Genomic DNA, 19958 nt, shown 5'->3' on the forward strand with positions numbered 1-19958 from the left:
CTGAAGGTTACTTCATATCGTCGTCGGAGAAGATTTCTTTCGTCAACGAATCGATCTTGCGTTGAATCCAGCTCGGACCCGCTTCTCTTTTCCGTCTTTCTTTCTCTTCCTTTTCCTTTTGCTTGCGAAGTTTTTCCGCTTCTTTGGCGGCTAACTTGGCTTCCCGCTCTTCTTCCTCTTTCTTGAGACGGGCGATGCGGGCCTGTTCTTTCAGTTCCTGATCGTCCTCAAACATATCTACTGTATGCACTTCCGGCTCCGGTTTGGAGACTGATGGTGCAGGAGCTTGTGGAGCAGTTTCGGTCAGGCAGCAGTTCTGGTTACCTTCAAACAGGAGTCCGAACAAAGTGTTCTGCGAACCGTCTTTCTTCAGTATGTTGCTGGGCGCATGAACCGTATTGCGTGGGAGTTTCGCCATCCGTATCTTTTCTATCTTGCTGCGTTTGCGCAAGGTTTCGTCCAGATTCTTCAGGTTGGCGGCTCCTCCTGTCAGGATGATTCCTGCCAGCAGTTTGTCCTCGTAACTCGATAGTTGTATCTGGTTCCATACGTTGGCAACGATTTCCTCGGCACGGGCTTCGATGATATTGTTAAGATCCGCCACTTTGATGATACGGTTGTCATCATCCAGTTTGCAGGTTGCTTCTTCTTGTTCGGGGTCCTCTTCATAGAGGGCGTCACCGTAGGCTTTTTTCAGGCGTTCGGCTTCTTCCTCCTCCATTTGCAGGGTGGTGATGTCACGCGTGATGCTGTTGCCTCCCAAAGGCAATACAGTCAGGAAGCGGAGAATGTTATTCTTATATACAGAGATGGTAGTTGTGTCTGCTCCGAAGTCGATCAGTGCACAACCCGAACGGCGTTCGCTTTCTGTCAGTACGGCATTTGCGGTTACTAACGGAGCGATCAGTTGGTCGGCAATATCAATTTTAGCCTGTTGGAAACAGTGCTCCAGGTTCTTACGTACGGAAGCACGGGCAACGATATTGAGGAAACGTCCTTCGATGTGGCTTCCTACCAGACCTACCGGATTGGCTTGCAGGTTATTGCCCACCTTATATTCTTGTGGAGCTACGTCCAATATATCCATATCGACCACCGGGATGGCAATGTTCTCATCACCGATAGCGCTTACAAGCTCTTCGGATATGATAGCTTCTTCCTCCAGGTCGCGGCTTACTACATTGCGGACGGTGCGGAGTGATTGTCCGCCGATGCCTACATATACCTTGGCTATTGAGTTTTTCAACTCACCTTCCAGTCTGTTGATGATTGAAGTCAGGCTTTGCGCTGTCTTGTCCAGATTAAAGATTACTCCTTTACGAATGAACGTAGAAGAGTCTTCCTGGGCATACGCTAATACCTGCATGCTTCCGTCACTGTTCTTTCTTCCGGCCACACCGGTTATCTTCGATGAACCAAGTTCAATAGCGGCGATAAATTCTGTTGTTGCCATATATATTTATTTACGATTTTACGATTTACAATTTACGATTGAAAAAAGACTATTCACTCATCACCTATCATCTATCATTTATCATCTACTCTCGTTTTGTGCAGATAATCTGGTTGCTGAATTCGAGGTTGATACGTGAATATTTGTTCCAGCCTACCCGGTTGAGTCCTTTTTTGTAGAACTCCTTCAAACGTGCCAGTTTATCTTCAAAATTCTCCAGTTTTCCAAGATAGACCAGATGATCTCCCACACGCGGCACCAATTCGATATTCTGGTCGGGCAACACATGGATCTGCTCTATCTGGGCGTCCCAGAATTTATTATTATGCAAAAATACACCAAACTTATATAAATCCTTCATTGCAAACGACTTTTCTACGTTTCCGGTGACAATTACCCGATGAGCGACACATTTTGCTTCCGGTGGCATGATAGTTCCTTTGTTGTCAAGGTAGTAGTTCTGGCCGTTGGCACTCATGACGCGGAGGATAGGAATACGCTGTGTCACTTCCACGCACACTTTGCCACTGGGTGTTTTGTAGCATTCGGCTTCGTCAATCAACGGATGTTTGCTTAGTTCCCGTTCCAGTGACTTGGTGGAGATGCGTTCCATCTTCTTCCCGATGGGATAGATCCCTTTCTGCTGAAGGATACCTTTCAGCTCTTCTTTGGTGATGAAGCCGGCGTATGCGGTATCCTTGATAACCAATTCCATGTCACGGCAGGTCTGGTCGGCAGGCTTGCGGTTGAAAGCGGTGATAGCTACGGCAAGGTAGGCTATGAGCACCAGCATGACGATGGATAGAAGGATTCTTTTAATCATAATCAAAAATTAAAGATTAAAAATTAAAATGCTTGCACTGTTTCGGACAGGCTGCCGGATGATTATTCATTTATTTATCTTTTTTCTAATAGTTCCTTTATTTCGGGGACATAGTTGTCGATGTCTCCGGCTCCTAAAGTTATTAATACTTCAATGTTTTTATCTTTCAGAATGTTCAGTATCTCTTCCTTTTTGCACATACTTTTTTCGATACCCGGACGGAGATTATCATAAATCAGTTTGCTGGTGACGCCCGGGATTGGTGCTTCACGTGCCGGGTAGATGTCTACCAGAATCACTTCGTCGAGTAGCGACAGGCTATCGGCAAAGTCCTGATAGAAGTCGCGGGTACGGGTATAGAGATGAGGCTGGAAGATGGCTGTGATCTTCTTGTCCTTGTAAAGTTCGCGCATAGACAGCACGCTCTGTTTGATTTCAGAGGGATGGTGTGCGTAGTCACTTAGAAAGACAATCCGGTCGTTCTTGAGTTTGAAGTCGAACCGGCGGTCTACTCCGCGGAAACTTGCCATACCTCTTTTTATCTCTTCATCGGTCACCCCGTTGAGGTGTGCCAATGCCATGGCGGCTACGCCATTTTCTATGTTGATACTTACCGGAATTCCCAGTTGGATGTCGTTGATACGGGTGTCCGGAGCAACAAAGTCGATGAATATCTCTCCGTTTCCGATGCGGATGTTTTCTGCATGGAAGTCGCCTTCGTCACGTGAGTAAGTGTAGACACGAACGCCCGGCTGCACTTTGGGTTGCAGGGAGATGCCTTTGCGGATAATCAGTGCGCCACCCGGTTGGATTAGCGTGGTGTAATGTTCGAAACTTTCCAGGTAGGCTTGCTCTGTTCCGTAGATGTCCAGATGATCGGGGTCGGTAGACGTGATTACCGACATATAAGGCGACAGCCAGTGGAAAGAACGGTCGAATTCATCCGCTTCAATCACTGTGTAAGGGCTTGCTTGAGAGAGCAGCAGGTTGGTGCTGTAATTTTTCGAGATTCCTCCGAGAAAAGCGGTACATTCCACATGTGACTGGTGAAACAGATGGGCTGTCATAGTCGATGTGGTTGTTTTCCCGTGAGTGCCTGCCACACACAGACCTTTGCTCGAGTGGGTAATTGTTCCCAATACTTGGGCGCGTTTCTGTATTTCGAATCCGTTGTTACGGAAATAAACGAGTTCTTCGTGTTCCTGCGGAACGGCCGGAGTGTATATGACTAACGTACTTTCCTTGTCTTTGCAGGCTTCGGGAATCAGGTCGACGTTTTCTTCATAATGTATTTGTGCGCCTTCGGCAATCAGCGTTTCAGTCAATGGAGTAGGAGTGCGGTCATATCCGGCCACTACCTTTCCTTTGAAAAGGAAGTAGCGTACAAGTGCACTCATACCGATGCCGCCGGCACCTACGAAATAGACTGATTTTATCGTTTCTATATTCATTTCTTTTTATTTTTTTTTTTAGGCACGGATTACACGGATTTCACGGTTTCATGATGTGTCAATATTTTACGTTTAATCTCTGCTGTTACACCAAAATTTAGTAGTAATCCAACTTCTATTCCTGTTGCTTTTAGATAATTTACTAATTGCCATTCATGTTCTGGACGAAGAGTTGTTACTGCTTTTAATTCAAGAATGATTTCATTATTTACTATCATATCTGCAATATACCTTCCTACAATTTCACCTTTATAATATACTTTCATCTCTTTTTGAGTTTGGCAGAAGAGTCCTCTTTTTAAGAGTTCCTTATAAAGTGCATTTTGGTAGACCTGCTCTAGGAATCCGAATCCTAATGTGCTGTGTACTTCATAAAAAGCACTTATAATCTCTTTTGTCAATTTCTCGTGTATCATTCTTAAACCGTGTAATCCGCGTAATCCGTGCCTAATTGTTATTATTGTTTTCTGCTTCCGCCAGCTTAATGACCTCTTGTGCGATGATTCTCGCTGAATCGGGTAAAGCCAGTTTGGCGATATTCTCTGTTAGTTCTTTCAATTTCTGCTCGTCGTTGACAGTGGACAGGGCTACGTCCATCAAAGTGGTTGCCGCTTCACTGTCTTTGACGTAGATAGCTGCCTGCTTGTTCACCAACGCCAAGGCGTTCTTCGTTTGGTGATCTTCCGCTACGTTGGGCGAGGGCACTAAGATAACAGGTTTGTGCAGCAGGCAGAATTCAGAAATGGAACCTGCTCCCGCACGGGAAATGACCAGATCGGCAGCGGCATAAGCGGCTGCCATATCTTTGATGAAATCCGTTACATATAAATTCGGAAGTGCTCCTGCCGCTTTTACGGCTTCTGTCACTTGCGGGTAATAGTATTTGCCCGTTTGCCAGATGAATTGCACGTCCGTGTTTTCTTTGATAATTGCCAGACCGGCTGTCAGCGTATTGTTGATGGTGCGTGCACCCAAGCTGCCACCTACAATCAGTATTGTCTTTTTGCCGGACTGTAAGTGGAAGGAACGTAACGCTTCTTCTTTGGGCGGCATATCCTTTGTCAGGTTTTGGCGGACGGGATTGCCCGTCATGATGATCTTGTCGGCGGGGAAAAACTTTTCCATTCCCTCATAAGCGACACAAATCTTACGAGCTTTCTGTGCCAGCAGTTTATTGGTAACTCCGGCATATGAGTTTTGCTCTTGGATTAATGTGGGGACTCCCATCATGCCGGCAGTCTTTAGTGTCGGCCCGCTTGCATATCCGCCTACACCTACCGCCACTTGCGGACGGAAGTTTTTGATTACTTTGCGCGCCTTCCATTGGCTGCGCATCAGTTTAATCAATACGGATACATTTTTCCATAAATGTTTGCGGTCGAATCCGGCTATCGGAAGTCCGATAATCCGGTAGCCTGCATCGGGAACCCGTTGCATTTCCATACGTCCTTCAGCGCCTACAAAGAGAATCTCTGCGTCGGGGCGTAGCTCTATTATAGCGTTTGCGATAGAGACGGCAGGAAAGATATGTCCTCCTGTTCCTCCACCGCTGATGATAATTCTAAGTTCTTTTTCCATCATACTGTTTTCTTCTGTTCGTTCTTTCTCAACATTTACCGTTCGTTGTTTCTGCTATCATGCTCATCTTCAAATTCAGCGTCGCTGTTCAGAATCTGGGCTGTCGGTTCGGCTGCAGCCTGTGCTTCGGAATTGGCTGCGGCATCCGCCTCTATTTGCAGTTGGATCTGTGCATCGTGCGCTTTTTGTTCTTCCAGATGAGCGGTATATCGGCTTACGCTTAATATCATTCCGATATAAGCGCAGTTGATTAGCGTACTTGTACCTCCTTTGCTGACCAGAGGCAGAGGCTGTCCTGTGACGGGGAATAACCCGACGGCAACCATCATATTCAGTATTGCCTGTGATACCAACAACAGCGCAATACCCATAACGAGAAAGGCGGGGAAGGTTCGCTCGCACTTCTGGGCGATTCGTCCGGCTCGCATCAGCAACCATAAATAGAGGAACACCACAAATATTCCTCCTACCAATCCCATTTCTTCAATCACAATCGCGAAGATAAAATCGGAGAATGCCTGGCTAAGGAAGTCACGCTGTATCGAGTTTCCCGGACCTTTGCCTACTACATGGCTGGTAGCAATGGCGATTCGCGCATGTGCAATCTGTGCGTCTTTGTCAATATCAAATTTGGCTGCCGGCACTTCTTCCTTCTCAAAGAAACCGGAAACACGATTCTGCCACGTCTCGAAGCGGTGAAGTCCCGGAGTGCTATGCAGTGTTTTGGCGGGAATAGCCATCAGTACACCTACCGCAACCCCACCTATAAGTCCCAATATTCCCAACATTCCGAACAGCTTCTTGGAAGATACCCGCCCGATGAACATCATCATGCATACCACTCCGAACAGCAGCATTGCTGTTGAAAGGTTTTCCGGTGCGATGAGCAGAAATACCAGTCCGGTAAGAATCATGATATATTTAAAGGCTTTCGGATTGGCCCCGTATTCGTCCTGTTTTTTGGACAGGATGAATGAGACGGCAATGATTACCGCCATCTTTGCCAATTCCGATGGCTGGAATTGCAATCCCATAAAGGTCATCCAGCGGGCTGCTCCGTTGACACGGTCGCCTGTGATGATACCCATCAGCGTGACAAATGCCAGTAGAACCAGAGATACCGGATATAGAAAGACCGGAAATACCTGGAACCATTTGTAGGGAACATTATGCAGAAATACGACTACCACAGCTCCTACCATCAGAATGATGGAGTGTTGCGTAATCGGTCCCCAATGGTCGCCGCTTTTGTAAGTCAGCGTCGACGCTGCCGAAAACACCTCGATGATCGAGATGAGGCAGAGACAGAGGAAGATAATCCAGATTACCTTGTCACCTTTGAATATGTTCTTTAATAAATCCACTTCTTAAATTGAGAATTGAGAATTAAAAATTGAGAATTAAAGGGCACGGACACATTCTTTAAATTGATCGCCACGGTCTTCGTAACTCTTGAAGAGGTCGAAAGAAGCACAGCAAGGACTTAATAATACCGTTTCACCTTTCTTTGCCAGTTTATAGGCTGCTTCTACGGCATCTTTCATGCCGGTTTGCACATCGGCTACCGGCAGGCCGAAACGGTCGAAGAACTCGTGGAGCTTTTCGTTATGAAGTCCCATATATACCAGTGCTGAACACTTTTCGCGTACCAGGTCTTCAATTTCAGTATAGTCGTTTCCTTTATCTTTACCACCGAGAATCAATACCGTTTTGGTAGTCATGCTTTGCAGGGCATACCAGCAGGAGTTGACATTCGTGGCTTTAGAGTCGTTAATAAAATCAATTCCGCGCACACGTGCCACCTTTTCCAACCGATGTTCCACTCCCTTGAAGTCGGAGAGGGCTTTCCGGATGTTTTCTTTGGCGATGCCGGCAAGGTTTGCCGAGATACCGGCGGCTAAAGAGTTGTACAGGTTGTGTTGTCCTGTCAGGGCCAGTTCCTCCTGCTCCATGTTGAAGGCAATCGGTTCGGTGATTTTCACTTCGTGATCTTCTACGTATGCAATCGCTCCATCCTCTTTTACAGCGGCAAAAGGATACAGGTGGGCTTTCAGACCATGTTTCGCCAGTTCTTGTCTGATGATAGGGTCATCGTTCCAGAAGATGAAAGCATCGTCCGGTGTTTGGTTCTGGGTGATGCGAAATTTGGCGTCGATGTAATTCTGCATACAATGGTCGTAGCGGTCAAGATGGTCCGGAGTGATGTTCATCAATACGGCGATGTTCGCACGGAAGTTATACATATTATCCAACTGGAAAGAGCTAAGTTCGATAATATAGTAATCGTGGTAATCTTCGGCTACCTGCAAAGCAAGGCTTTTGCCGATGTTGCCTGCCAAACCTACGTTCAGACCTGCGCTTTTGAAAATATGGTAGATCAGGGAAGTTGTTGTTGTCTTTCCGTTAGAACCTGTAATACAGATCATTTTGGCATCAGTATAGCGTCCGGCAAACTCTATCTCGGAGATCACCGGTGTGCCTTGAGCTTTCAGTTTCAGGATGATCGGGGCGTCATTCGGGATACCGGGGCTTTTGATCACCTCGTCGGCATTCAGAATGAGTTCTTCGGTATGGTGTCCTTCTTCCCAGGCAATCTGATGGCTGTCGAGAAGTTCCTTATACTTGTCCTTGATGGCGGACATGTCCGAAACAAACGTCTCAAATCCTTTGACTTTAGCGAGTACGGCTGCACCTGCGCCGCTTTCGCCAGCTCCTAAAATTACTATTCTTTTCATCTACAATAATGTGCCCTTATTTTCTAATTGATTAATCCTATTAGCTGTGCACATCTTTAAAAGTTAATAATCGGGTTAATACTCTCTATATCTTTAATTAGGCACGGATTACGCGGATTTCACGGTTTTAAGGGATTATGCAGTTAAAACCGCGTTAATCCGTGTAATCTGTGCCTTCTTTTTATCTTATTTTAAGCGTTATAATTGTTATTGCTGCCAATACAATCGTTACAATCCAGAAACGGACGGTAATCTTTGATTCATGAAACAGTTGGTCGGGTTTGGTGAATTTCACCGTGCATCCCGGTTCAATCAGGTTCATCGAAGTGCGGAAGTGATCGTGAATCGGTGTGCGCTTGAACAATCGTTGTTTCACACCTTTTCGTTTTCCCGCCTTATAATAAGCCCGTTGCAGGATGACCGACAGGTTTTCTACCAGGAATACACCGCAAAGAATCGGTATCAGCAACTCTTTGTGGATGATGATGGCAAACACTGCGATAATACCGCCGATAGTAAGACTGCCTGTGTCTCCCATAAATACTTGTGCCGGATAGGCATTGTACCATAGGAAACCGATCAGTGCACCGATGAAGGCGCAGATATAGATTACCAGTTCTTCCGAACCCGGAATATACATGATGTTCAGGTAGCCTGCAAATTCGATATGCGATGATACATACGCCAGTACCCCCAGCGTTGCACCGATAATTGCCGAGTTCCCGGCTGCCATTCCGTCCATACCGTCATTCAGGTTGGCGCCGTTTGATACGGCGGTAACTACAATGATGGTGACAATGACGAACAATATCCATCCGGCTGTTTGCGCATGTTCTCCCATGAAAGATACCAGATCGGCATAATCAAGGTTGTTGCTCTTGAAAAAAGGAATCGTTGTCTGGGTAGATTTCAGGTCATTCGTTCCGTGTATTACTTCCATCTCCTGTCCCGGATTATGAACTTCGATATTTTCGCGGATCACTACGTCCGGACTAAGGTATAAAGTCATTCCGACAATTAAGCCTAAACCAACCTGACCGATGATTTTGAACTTGCCATGCAAACCTTCCTTGTCTCTTTTGAAGATTTTGATATAGTCGTCTGCGAATCCGAGTGATCCCAACCATATGGTGGTGATCAGCATCAGTATCATATATATATTATGCAGTTTACCTAACAGTAAACAGGGTATCAGGATGGCTACAATGATGATAACACCACCCATGCTCGGGACGCCTACTTTGTTGACTCCGAACGGGTCGGTTTTAGCATCACGTTGCGTTTCTGTGATTTGTTTCCTTTTGAGTAGGTTGATGAACTTGTCTCCCCAGATACTTGAAATCAGTAACGCGAGGATAACTGCCATCAAAGCACGGAATGAGGTATATCCGAACATTCCCGCTCCTGGAAAATTGAGCTTATGTAGCCATTCAAATAGATAGTATAACATAAATAATTTGCCAATTTATTGATGTGTTGTTATGCCGGTTGCTGTCGGATAGATAACGAAGCCGGTCGGCATATTAGCACAGTCTATTCATTATTTAAAAATTTCTTTGAGTACTTCTTTGTCATCAAAATGATGTTTCACTCCTTTTATCTCCTGGTAATTCTCATGTCCTTTTCCGGCAACGAGAATTACATCTCCTTTCTCTGCCAGCATGCAAGCCGTGCGAATTGCTTCTTTACGGTCGGCAATGCTTAGTGTTTTCTTCATATCTTCCGCATCCAGTCCGGCAAGCATATCATTGATGATGTCTTGTGGCTCTTCAAAGCGCGGATTGTCGGAAGTGATGATGACGCGGTCACTCGCTTTGGCAGCTTCCTTTGCCATGATGGGGCGTTTGCCCTTGTCGCGGTTGCCGCCGGCGCCTACCACAGTAATCACTTTTCCTTTTCCTTCAAGCACTCCATGAATAGCGTTCAGTACATTAATGAGAGCATCCGGGGTATGTGCATAATCAACAATCGCCGTAATTCCCTGCGGTGAGCGGACCGCATCGAAGCGTCCGGCTACCGGATGAAGTGTGCTAAGAGCTACAAGCACCTCTTCCTCTTTCTTACCTAACAGAACTGCCGCCCCGAATACCGCCAACAAATTGGAAGCATTGAACTTTCCGATAAACTGAACTGCCAGTTCATGATTGTTGAAGTCGAGCAGCATCCCTTCAAAATGAGACTCCAATACCCGTCCTTTAAAGTCGCTAAGACTTCTCAATGAATAAGTATAGACCTTCGAACGTGTGTTCTGCGTCATTACCAGTCCGTTTTTATCGTCCAGATTGGTCAGGCTGAATGCATTTTTCGGCAGATCGTCAAAGAACTTTTTCTTCGCTTTCAGATAATTCTCTACTGTTTTATGATAGTCGAGATGGTCGCGGGTCAGATTGGTAAAGATCCCTCCTGCAAACTTTAATCCACTGATACGTTTCTGTGCAATCGAGTGGGAGCTGACTTCCATGAAAACATATTTGCATCCTTCATCTGCCATCCGTCCCAACAGACAGTTCAACGTGATTGGATCTGGAGTAGTATGTTCTGTCGGAATCGGTTCATCATCGATATAATTGCAAACGGTAGAAATCAATCCTACCTTATATCCGAAATAACGGAATGTATTATATAATAAGGTAGCGATTGTTGTTTTTCCGTTCGTTCCGGTAACACCGACCAGTTCCAACTTGGAAGTCGGGTCTCCGTAAAAGGTAGTGGCAATCTTTCCTACCGCATCTTCGCTGTCTTTTACTTGTATATAGGTGATCCCCGCTACGGGTTTTTCCGGCATATCCTCGCAGAGGATGGCGATTGCTCCTTTTGCAATGGCAGCAGGTATATAAGCATGGCCGTCGGCTTGTGTGCCACGCATTGCCATGAATAGCTGTCCGGCTTCCACTAGACGGGAGTCGATGTTGACACCGGTGATTTCTATGTTTGAATCTCCGGCTATCTCTACCGGTTGGATTGCTCTCAGTAACTCATTTAATAACATCACTCTATTCAATTTTTAATCTTTAATTTTTAATGAAGCGTAAGCGTCACCGTCTGTCCTTTCTTTACAATCGTTCCGTTGGCTATCGACTGGCTTTTTACTTTGCCCACGCCGACCAGGTTGACTTTCAATCCTTTGCTTTCCAACAAGTACACAGCGTCTTTCGCTCCCATACCTATCACACTGGGTACAAAATTCTGCATATTGCTCCGGCTTTCAAGAACTACAGCTTGTGGGGCAGAATGGGTATTTCCCCAAACTTCTTTGCCCGAATCAGCAATTTTGCCTTGTACATTAATCTGCAGCTCTTCCAATACCCGTTGCGCTTCGCGCATCTCTCCGGCTTTTACATTCGGAATGACTACGGAATTAGTATCAATCGCATTGGTCAGCGGTAACCGCAGGTCTTTGGCATACACCCTTTCTGCAATCTTGCTGAACACACTACCTGCCATCAAACCTCCCGAAGCCGGTAATCCCGGTTTCTGGATAGAGACAATCATGCTATATTTAGGCGCTTCTGACGGGAAATATCCGCAAAAACTAACCAGATAATTCGTTCTTCCCGTTTTGTATCCGGCTGCTCCCTGTGAGATCTGCGCCGTTCCTGTTTTTCCTGAAACGTGGAACTGCTTGCTTCCCGCAGGTTTGGCAAGTCCTTCACCGACCACTTTCCGGAGAATCTCACGGATCTGTGCCAAAGTCTTATCCGAACAAATCTTGGGATTGATCACCTCTGTCGGATATTCTTTCACGATTTCCCCATCTTTCACGGCAGCTCTGACAAACTTCGGACGTACGGTGACTCCATTGTTGGCTATCCCATTATAGAATGTGAGAATATTGATCGGCGGAACCTGTGTCTCGTAGCCGATACTCATCCACGGCAAAGTTGTCTTTGCAAAATAACGTTCTTTCGGACCGCGTATATTCGGTTTTCCTTCTCCCGAAATTTGCAGGTGTAACGGTTGGTCGATGCTCATCCGTTTCAATCCGTCTACAAATTTCTGCGGGTTGCTGCCGTAGAAATGGTCTATTATATAAGAGGTACCGACGTTGGACGACACTCCCAGGATTTCTGTGACAGTCAGTTTTCCGTATCCTCCGCGATGCCAGTTGTGGTCTTTCATGACACGTCCGTACATCGGCATCTGTCCGTTACCGGTGTCTACCACATAGTCCGGAGTGATCTTTCCGTCTTCAAGAGCTACCATGATAGAGGCAGTTTTGAAAGTAGACCCCGGCTCAAGCATATCGCTGATGGCATTGTTGCGCATTTCGTAGTATTCACCATCTTTGCCTTGCATCATGTTGACGATGGCTTTCACCTCTCCGGTAGCTACTTCCATCAATACCACCACACCCACACTGGCATTCAACTCTTTTAGTTTATCCACCAACGCTTTCTCGCAAATATCCTGCATACCTACGTCGATAGTACTAATCAGATCGCAACCGTCAACCGGCGGCACATCGACAATGTTCAGGTATTTGTTCATCACTTTCTGACGGTGTGTCAATCCGTCCCGTCCTTTCAGGATGGTGTCGAAAGCAAGCTCGATACCATTTCTCGCTCCTTTGGCTGTGTCTGCATACACGTCTCCCAATGTACGGGCAGCCAGTGAACCGAACGGTTTCTTACGCTGATTGTAAGCCTGTTCTTTGAATCCGCCTTTATACCGGTTCAAACAGAACACAGGTAGTCTCTTTACCTCTTTATATTGTATATAGGAGATACGTTTCGGATAAATCAGATAATTGCGGCTTTTTGCCTGGCGTCCTTTTTTGAGATGTGCCTTGAATTGTGCCACGCTCTTGTCCGGGAATATCTTGTGAAGTCCGATACAGATAGAATCCATGTTCGCGTTGAGGATAGAATCACGTCGTGCCTGATCTTTCTGCCTGCGTTTTTCATCTTTTTCACCAGACATAAAGTCCATATATATTCTGTATTCGGGCAGAGAACTGGCCATTAGTTTACCGTCAGAAGAAATAATGTTTCCACGATTGGGTTTCACCGTCACATTTTCTTTTACGAAACGATCAGCCACATCCTGCCAGTATTGTCGTTCGGCAAACATGGTGATGCCTGCTTTTACAACAATAGCTACTCCTATCAACGCCATCAACAGGATGACGAAGAAGTAACGGGTCATTATGTTCTTTTTATTAACTGCCACAGCGCCTTTCTTTTTTAACTATCATTTATCAACTATCCACTCTCACTTATTTAATAAGGTAGGGAGGATTCGTCGATGTCTGCAAATCGCTTTCCTTACTTGATATATAATCTTCAATGCGCGACTGGCGGCTCTTTTCCATTAGCTCCGAACTGCGTGTCAGCGCGTCATATTTAATATCTGTCAATTCTTTTTTCAGCCGGTCTATTTCGATCTGCTGTTGTTGACTGGCATAGCGATTATGAATATAGAAGATGATAAATACCATGATAAGTACCAGCAACTTCGTTTGACGGCGGAAAAAATCGGTAGCCAGAATGTCTCCACCCAGAATACTCTTCAGTGAGGTACGTTTTTTCTTCTTGCCCTCTTCTGCTTTCTTATTTACTACTTCTTCTTCCATATCTTTTTACTTCTTTTCTGCAATTCGTAATTTGGCACTTCTCGACCGCGGGTTTCGTTCTATTTCTGCTTCGTCGGGAACGATTACCTTATTGTTGACAAGGCGGAAAGGTGTTTGCAGATTGCCGAAGAAGTCGGTTTCCGCTTTTCCTTCTACATTGCCTGTCTTCATGATGTTTTTCACCATACGGTCTTCCAACGAATGATAGGTGATAACTACCAGTCTGCCGCCCGGCTTTAATGCCTCCGTAGCAGCCTGCAACATCTCCTTCAATGCTTCCATCTCTTGATTTACTTCAATTCGCAGTGCCTGGAACACTTTTGCCAACTCTTTCTTTTCGCGTTCACGACCGAAAAGCGGTTTGATGATTTCCAAAAATTCACCGATGGTCCGGATATACTGTCCGCTTCTGGCTTTAACGATGACAGAAGCCAGTTTGCGGCTATTTTTTAGTTCTCCATACAGGTAGAGGATGTTTGCAAGGCGTTCTTCATCATAAGTATTCACGATATCTGCTGCTGTCATTCCGGCACGCTTGTTCATGCGCATATCCAGTGCCCCGTCAAAACGGAAGGAGAAGCCACGCTCGCTATCGTCGAAATGATGGGAAGATACGCCGAGGTCGGCCAGAATCGCATCTACCTGCTCGATGTCGTGATAACGCAGGAAGTTGTGCAGATAGCGGAAGTTACTGCGCACGAAGATGAAATGAGTATCGTTGACAATGTTCCGTTCAGCGTCCTCGTCCTGGTCGAAACCCAGCAGACGTCCGCCTTCTCCGAGCCGTGAAAGGATCTCGCGCGAATGTCCCGCTCCTCCGAATGTGACGTCTACATACGTTCCATCCGGTTGGATATTCATACCGTCAACGCTTTCTTTCAGCAATACAGGTACGTGATATGTCAATTCATCTTTCTCCATCTTGTCTATTATCATCGTTCATAATTTCTTCTAATGCTGCACCGAACTCTTCGGGTGACATGAAAGGCTGTTCTGCCCGTTCTTTCGCCCAGATCTCTATCTTGTTGTCGATGCCGATAAAGCGGATATCCCCATGGATACTGCAAATCTGTAAATACCGTTTCGGAATTAATATGCGCCCATTGCTATCAGGTGTCACTATTTCAACGTCGCTCACGAATTGCCTGAAAATAAGTTGGTGTTTGCTATTCCATTTGTTAAGTCTACTACGTAGCTCGTTCAACTCCTCGTTCCACACGCTCTCGGGGTACAGGGTTAAACAGTCCTGAAATACGTCTTTACGCATAATAAGCCTCTCTTCAGAAGCGGCTTGTAATTGCTTCCTGAAGGTGGCGGGTATGAACACCCTTCCTTTGGCGTCCGCCCTGGCTTCAATATTTCCTAAAAAACGTGTCATTACCTTATTATAATAAGCGACCGTAAAAGTATGAAATTCCCCACAATTCCCCACAACTTTCCATAAAAAACTTTCAGAGAAGTTTTCAACAGAATGTTAAATGTCTATTTGCTTGAAAATGATGTGCCTTCGAGAATGCTTTACTGGTGGGGAGCTTGTGCCCGCAGAACGAAAAAAATGTCTGTATAGGTAAAATTTGATAATATAGAGAAAAGAGTTTTATTTCTATGCAATAATAAATAGACTGACACCCGGGTCTCGGTACTCCCAACACCCGGGTCTCGGCATGCCTGACATCCGGGTGCCGGTGTGTCTGACACCCGGGTGTCGGACAACTAATCTTTGCAATAAAAGAAAAGGCAGAATATACCGGAGTATTTCTGCCTTTTAATCATTATCAAAACTAAAAATCTGTATTAAAGAAATATGTGACTCAAAATCACTAAGTTTTATATAGTTAAGGTTTAGCGGAAGTCTTTCAATTCTTCCTGTAATTTCTGGCGCGTGAAGAAAATACGGCTTTTCACTGTACCCAACGGCAGGTTCAATTTTTCCGCAATTTCACGGTATTTGAATCCTGAAACGTGCATCGCGAACGGGACCCTGTATTCTTTGGGGAGTTTGTTGACTACACGGTGCATCTCTTTCAGGTCGTATGCTCTTTCTGTATTTTCAGAACTTCCGTCCTGTGGCAAATTCAGATGATAAAGATTGTCAGTCTGGTCGATGAATGTCTGGTCGCGGACTACCTTGCGGTAGTTGTTTATGAATATATTGCGCATGATGGTATACATCCATCCTTTGAAATTTGTATCAGGGGTATATTTATCTTCATTATCTAATGCTTTTAATGATGTCTCCTGCAACAAATCGTTTGCTTCTTCACGGTCAGTTGTCAGTTTATAAGCGAAGCGTAGTAATTCATCTTGTACTCCTACTAAATCTTTTCTGAAGCTTAAACTTTTCATAATGTGTTGCTTTTTAAAGGTGAATATTCGTTTGTTATTTTCGATGTTGCAAGTTTACATGAATTTCTGAAACCCGGTAGGGGAAAAACAGACGTTTTTTTACCCGAAAACTATCCGCGGATAGTTTTTAGGTCATTTTTGATAGTTTTTGGGTGGTGTTTTTTTATCTTCTGAACTTAAATCCTGCATTTTCTACCAAATTATTGCGATTAATAAAAAAGAACCGTTAATTTTGTGCCATCATTTTTATTTGAAAAGAATGACTGATGACTCTTTATTTTTGATCGATGTCGATAAGATACTTCGGACAAAGGCTCCGAAGCGTTATAAGTACGTCCCTAAGTTCGTGATTTCTTACTTGAAGAAAATTATTCATCAGGATGAAATTAATGTATTCCTGAATGAGTCGAAGGATAAACTGGGAGTGGACTTTCTGGAAGCGTGTATGGATTTTCTGGATGCGAAAGTGGATGTAAAAGGCATTGAGAATTTGCCTAAGGATGGTCTGTACACTTTTGTTTCCAATCATCCGCTGGGCGGACAGGATGGTGTTGCGCTTGGTTATGTGTTAGGAAAACATTATGATGGGAAAGTGAAATACCTAGTGAATGATTTGTTGATGAATCTACGCGGGCTGGCTCCCCTTTGCATACCTATTAATAAAACCGGCAAGCAAGCAAAGGATTTCCCGAAGATGGTGGAAGCCGGATTCCATTCCGACGATCAGTTGATTATGTTTCCTGCCGGACTGTGTTCGCGCCGTCACAATGGAGTCATTCGTGACGTGGAATGGAAAAAGACATTTGTAGTAAAGAGCATACAAACAAAACGTGATGTAATACCCGTGCATTTTGGGGGTAGGAATTCTGACTTCTTTTACAATCTGGCAAATGTTTGCAAGGCACTGGGCATTAAGTTTAACATTGCTATGTTGTATCTTGCGGATGAAATGTTTAAGAATCGCCACAAAACTTTTACTGTCACTTTTGGAAAGCCCATACCCTGGCAGACTTTTGATAAATCGAAAACTCCTGCGCAGTGGGCTGAATACGTAAAGGATATTGTTTATAAACTGTAACTGATAGAACAACTATAACAAGGAATATGGAAGAGATTATTAAACCGGTAAGCAAAGAACTGCTAAAAGCAGAATTGACGGAAGACAGGCGCTTACGAATGACGAATAAGAGTAATAATCAGATTTATATTATTACTCATCAGAATGCTCCTAATGTAATGAGAGAGATTGGTCGTTTGCGTGAGATAGCTTTCCGTGCTGCTGGTGGAGGTACAGGTCTGTCAATGGATATCGATGAATACGACACGATGGAACACCCCTATAAGCAGTTGATTGTATGGAATCCGGAAGCGGAAGAAATTCTGGGTGGTTACCGGTATTTGCTAGGTACGGACGTGCGTTTTGATGAAAAAGGTGCTCCGATTCTGGCTACTTCCCATATGTTTCATTTTTCTGATGCTTTTATTAAAGAATACTTGCCGCAGACAATTGAATTGGGGCGTTCGTTCGTTACGCTTGAATATCAGTCTACCCGTGCCGGAAGCAAAGGTTTGTTTGCCTTAGATAACTTGTGGGATGGATTGGGAGCGTTGACCGTGGTTATGCCGAATGTGAAATATTTCTTTGGTAAAGTGACCATGTATCCGAGCTATCATCGTCGTGGGCGTGATATGATTCTTCATTTCCTTAAGAAGCATTTTTATGACAAAGAGAAACTTGTCACTCCGATCGAGCCTCTGAAACTTGAAACTTCCGAGGCAGAGTTGAAATCTCTCTTCTGCAAGCATTCTTTCAAGGAAGACTATAAAATATTGAATTGTGAAATCCGTAAACTGGGGTATAATATACCTCCGTTGGTAAATGCATATATGAGCCTAAGCCCTACGATGCGTATGTTCGGAACAGCTATCAATTATGAATTCGGCGATGTGGAAGAAACCGGTATTCTGATTGCTGTAGACGAAATTCTCGAGGATAAACGGATTCGACACATCCAGACGTTTATTGAAAGCCATCCGGATGCGTTGAGATTGTCTTCTTGTGGAGGGGAAGAAGTGTTTACTCCTAAAGTGGTTACACCGCAGGCAGACTGTTCCCGTTAATTTTACGATAAAGATCAAGAGCAAAGACATCGGTCATTCCAGATATATAGTCAAGTACCGCCTGTATTCTTTCATAGAGTACGGGCGATTTTATATTGTATTGGCTGGAAACCCGGTCGATCAGGAGTTTGGAATAAGCCTTTTCGGGTGAAGTTACGGCATCTATCATCAATTCTAGTAAGGTGCTGATGATGCGGAACCCCGCCAGCTCGATGTCCAGTACATCCCGTGAACGGTAGATTTTGTTGATAGATACTTCGACGCTGTGTTTATAGGCTGCTGCCGGACGCTCGGCTATGCGCTTGATTAGTGACCCTTCGAACGTGCCGGACAGTATTTCTTGTTCATGATCTAAAAAGACACGGGTACACTCCCGGATTAATAAACCGATGACGGAAGAACGCAGGTAGGCGATTTGCTCGTTGACATCGTTGACGATCAGGAATGTTTTCCGGAGATGTTCCTGTCGTTCTTCGCTGAAATAGGCCATTAATAGCTCCTTGGTTTCTTCTGTGGTGAGAATCTTCAGTTTATATGCATCCTCAATATCCATCATCTGATAGCAAATGTCGTCTGCTGCTTCAACCAAATAAACTAACGGGTGGCGTGCATACTTCAAAGGATGTTCGTTGAGCAATATCAGTCCTAATTCTGTTGCAATTTTGTGGAAGCTTTCTTCTTCGCTGACGAAAAAGCCAAACTTGGATTTTGTTCCTGCAAGGCTCGATGAAAAGGGGTATTTTACAATAGAAGCCAAGGTGGTGTATGTTAGAACGAATCCGCCTTTGCGACGTCCCTCGAACTGATGTGTAAGTATCCGGAAGGCATTCGCATTTCCTTCAAAATGTGTCAAATCTTCCCATTCCATCGGAGAAAGTTGCTCTCCGTCGGGCTGTTTCTCTTTCAGACGAACTCCTTTCCCTTCAGAGAAAAAAGTGGAAATGGCCTTTTCGCCTGAATGACCGAAAGGCGGGTTGCCCAAATCGTGTGCCAGGCAAGCGGCTGAAACGATAGAGCCGATCTCCGGCAGGAAAGAATCCTGAAGTTCCGGATGACGTTCCAGAAGTGCTTTGGCAACATCGTCCCCGAGTGAACGACCGACGCTGGCGACTTCGAGACTGTGCGTAAGGCGGTTGTGTACAAAAACGCTGCCCGGTAGAGGGAATACTTGCGTTTTGTTCTGTAATCTGCGGAAAGGAGCCGAAAAAATAAGACGGTCATAGTCCCGTTGGAATTCGGATCGGTTTTCCTGTCGTTCCTCATGGAATTCTTCCATTCCGAAACGTTTCGCTGATATTAATTGGTTCCAATTCATCATTTTATTTACGATTTGACTATATTTACTATTTACAATTTAGGGAACGGTACATTATTTAACTGCAAACTTAACTATTTTTCAGTTCAAAATGTGTATTTTCGCCCGTTAAATAGTAAACATGCATTTATGAATATTCAAGTTATCAATAAATCGAAGCATCCGCTTCCGGCTTATGCCACTGAATTGTCCGCAGGAATGGATATCCGTGCTAATCTTTCTGAACCTATCACACTGGAACCGTTGCAACGTTGTCTGGTGCCGACAGGACTGTATATCGCCTTGCCGAAGGGATTTGAGGCACAGGTTCGTCCACGTAGCGGACTGGCAATCAAGAAAGGGATTACGGTGCTCAATTCTCCGGGTACGATTGATGCGGATTATCGTGGGGAAGTTTGTATCATTTTAGTCAATCTCTCCTCTGAAACGTTTGTGATTGAAGACGGTGAACGTATCGCGCAGATGGTGATAGCGAAGCACGAACAGCCTGCATGGCAGGAAGTAGAGGTGCTGGATGAAACAGAACGGGGAGCCGGTGGTTTCGGACATACCGGAGTATGATGA

18 protein-coding genes are annotated in these 19958 nt (G+C 44.9%); 3 read left to right on the forward strand and 15 right to left on the reverse strand.

All coding sequences use genetic code 11. The features are described from left to right. Positions 1 to 7: 7 nt before the first annotated feature. The 14 genes from ftsA to AB3G73_RS19085 all read right to left on the reverse strand — a co-directional run bounded on the left by ftsA (position 8) and on the right by AB3G73_RS19085 (position 15958). On the reverse strand, positions 8 to 1453 hold the full coding sequence (gene ftsA / locus AB3G73_RS19020; protein ID WP_195648903.1) for a cell division protein FtsA: 1446 nt from the start codon (positions 1451 to 1453) through the stop codon (positions 8 to 10). 85 nt (positions 1454 to 1538) lie between these two features. Then, positions 1539 to 2276, reverse strand: coding sequence for a cell division protein FtsQ/DivIB (locus AB3G73_RS19025; RefSeq protein ID WP_004298212.1), 738 nt, complete (start codon positions 2274 to 2276; stop codon positions 1539 to 1541). A 74-nt stretch (positions 2277 to 2350) separates the two neighbouring features. After that, positions 2351 to 3727 carry a UDP-N-acetylmuramate--L-alanine ligase gene (gene murC, locus AB3G73_RS19030; RefSeq protein WP_148364153.1) on the reverse strand — a complete coding sequence of 459 codons (1377 nt, stop codon included), beginning with the start codon at positions 3725 to 3727 and terminating at the stop codon, positions 2351 to 2353. Between the two features lie 29 nt (positions 3728 to 3756). Beyond that, positions 3757 to 4143 carry a GxxExxY protein gene (locus AB3G73_RS19035; protein WP_195648902.1) on the reverse strand — a complete coding sequence of 129 codons (387 nt, stop codon included), beginning with the start codon at positions 4141 to 4143 and terminating at the stop codon, positions 3757 to 3759. A 31-nt stretch (positions 4144 to 4174) separates the two neighbouring features. After that, positions 4175 to 5305, reverse strand: coding sequence for an undecaprenyldiphospho-muramoylpentapeptide beta-N-acetylglucosaminyltransferase (gene murG, locus AB3G73_RS19040; protein ID WP_258981894.1), 1131 nt, complete (start codon positions 5303 to 5305; stop codon positions 4175 to 4177). A 35-nt stretch (positions 5306 to 5340) separates the two neighbouring features. Next, positions 5341 to 6669: an FtsW/RodA/SpoVE family cell cycle protein gene (locus AB3G73_RS19045; protein WP_148364152.1), complete on the reverse strand. Its 1329-nt coding sequence runs from the start codon at positions 6667 to 6669 to the stop codon at positions 5341 to 5343. A 36-nt stretch (positions 6670 to 6705) separates the two neighbouring features. Beyond that, entirely contained in the window at positions 6706 to 8040 is a 1335-nt protein-coding gene (murD, locus tag AB3G73_RS19050; protein WP_195648901.1) for a UDP-N-acetylmuramoyl-L-alanine--D-glutamate ligase, read from the reverse strand. Positions 8041 to 8221: 181 nt separating this feature from the next. Continuing rightward, on the reverse strand, positions 8222 to 9490 hold the full coding sequence (locus AB3G73_RS19055; protein WP_148364151.1) for a phospho-N-acetylmuramoyl-pentapeptide-transferase: 1269 nt from the start codon (positions 9488 to 9490) through the stop codon (positions 8222 to 8224). 90 nt (positions 9491 to 9580) lie between these two features. After that, complete coding sequence (locus AB3G73_RS19060) at positions 9581 to 11029, reverse strand: UDP-N-acetylmuramoyl-L-alanyl-D-glutamate--2,6-diaminopimelate ligase (protein ID WP_217722694.1); 1449 nt, start codon at positions 11027 to 11029, stop codon at positions 9581 to 9583. A 29-nt stretch (positions 11030 to 11058) separates the two neighbouring features. Further along, entirely contained in the window at positions 11059 to 13185 is a 2127-nt protein-coding gene (locus tag AB3G73_RS19065; RefSeq protein ID WP_195648970.1) for a penicillin-binding protein, read from the reverse strand. 70 nt (positions 13186 to 13255) lie between these two features. Next, positions 13256 to 13612, reverse strand: a complete 357-nt coding sequence (locus AB3G73_RS19070; protein ID WP_148364150.1) for an FtsL-like putative cell division protein — start codon at positions 13610 to 13612, stop codon at positions 13256 to 13258. Between the two features lie 6 nt (positions 13613 to 13618). Beyond that, positions 13619 to 14533, reverse strand: a complete 915-nt coding sequence (gene rsmH / locus AB3G73_RS19075) for a 16S rRNA (cytosine(1402)-N(4))-methyltransferase RsmH (RefSeq protein WP_148364255.1) — start codon at positions 14531 to 14533, stop codon at positions 13619 to 13621. Beyond that, the gene (mraZ, locus tag AB3G73_RS19080; RefSeq protein WP_367745447.1) at positions 14520 to 14990 is read right to left on the reverse strand and encodes a division/cell wall cluster transcriptional repressor MraZ; all 471 of its coding nucleotides are present in this window, start codon (positions 14988 to 14990) and stop codon (positions 14520 to 14522) included. Before mraZ ends, rsmH begins: the two co-directional genes overlap by 14 nt. A 464-nt stretch (positions 14991 to 15454) precedes the next feature. After that, the gene (locus AB3G73_RS19085; protein WP_004298201.1) at positions 15455 to 15958 is read right to left on the reverse strand and encodes an RNA polymerase sigma factor; all 504 of its coding nucleotides are present in this window, start codon (positions 15956 to 15958) and stop codon (positions 15455 to 15457) included. 259 nt (positions 15959 to 16217) lie between these two features. Between AB3G73_RS19085 and AB3G73_RS19090 the strand changes: the two genes are divergently transcribed. Further along, positions 16218 to 17036 (forward strand): 1-acyl-sn-glycerol-3-phosphate acyltransferase, encoded by an 819-nt coding sequence (locus AB3G73_RS19090; protein WP_148364149.1) that lies wholly within the window; start codon positions 16218 to 16220, stop codon positions 17034 to 17036. Between the two features lie 26 nt (positions 17037 to 17062). Further along, positions 17063 to 18079, forward strand: coding sequence for a GNAT family N-acetyltransferase (locus AB3G73_RS19095; RefSeq protein ID WP_148364148.1), 1017 nt, complete (start codon positions 17063 to 17065; stop codon positions 18077 to 18079). Here AB3G73_RS19095 and AB3G73_RS19100 read toward each other — a convergent pair. Continuing rightward, complete coding sequence (locus tag AB3G73_RS19100; protein WP_148364147.1) at positions 18051 to 19397, reverse strand: deoxyguanosinetriphosphate triphosphohydrolase; 1347 nt, start codon at positions 19395 to 19397, stop codon at positions 18051 to 18053. The two genes, AB3G73_RS19095 and AB3G73_RS19100, sit on opposite strands and share 29 nt — an antisense overlap. Positions 19398 to 19523: 126 nt before the next feature. Between AB3G73_RS19100 and dut the strand changes: the two genes are divergently transcribed. After that, positions 19524 to 19955, forward strand: coding sequence for a dUTP diphosphatase (dut, locus tag AB3G73_RS19105; protein ID WP_004307331.1), 432 nt, complete (start codon positions 19524 to 19526; stop codon positions 19953 to 19955). Positions 19956 to 19958 lie beyond the last annotated feature (3 nt).

Origin of the sequence: Bacteroides sp. L008 (assembly GCF_040812255.1) — a bacterium.
GTDB lineage: Bacteria > Bacteroidota > Bacteroidia > Bacteroidales > Bacteroidaceae > Bacteroides > Bacteroides vicugnae.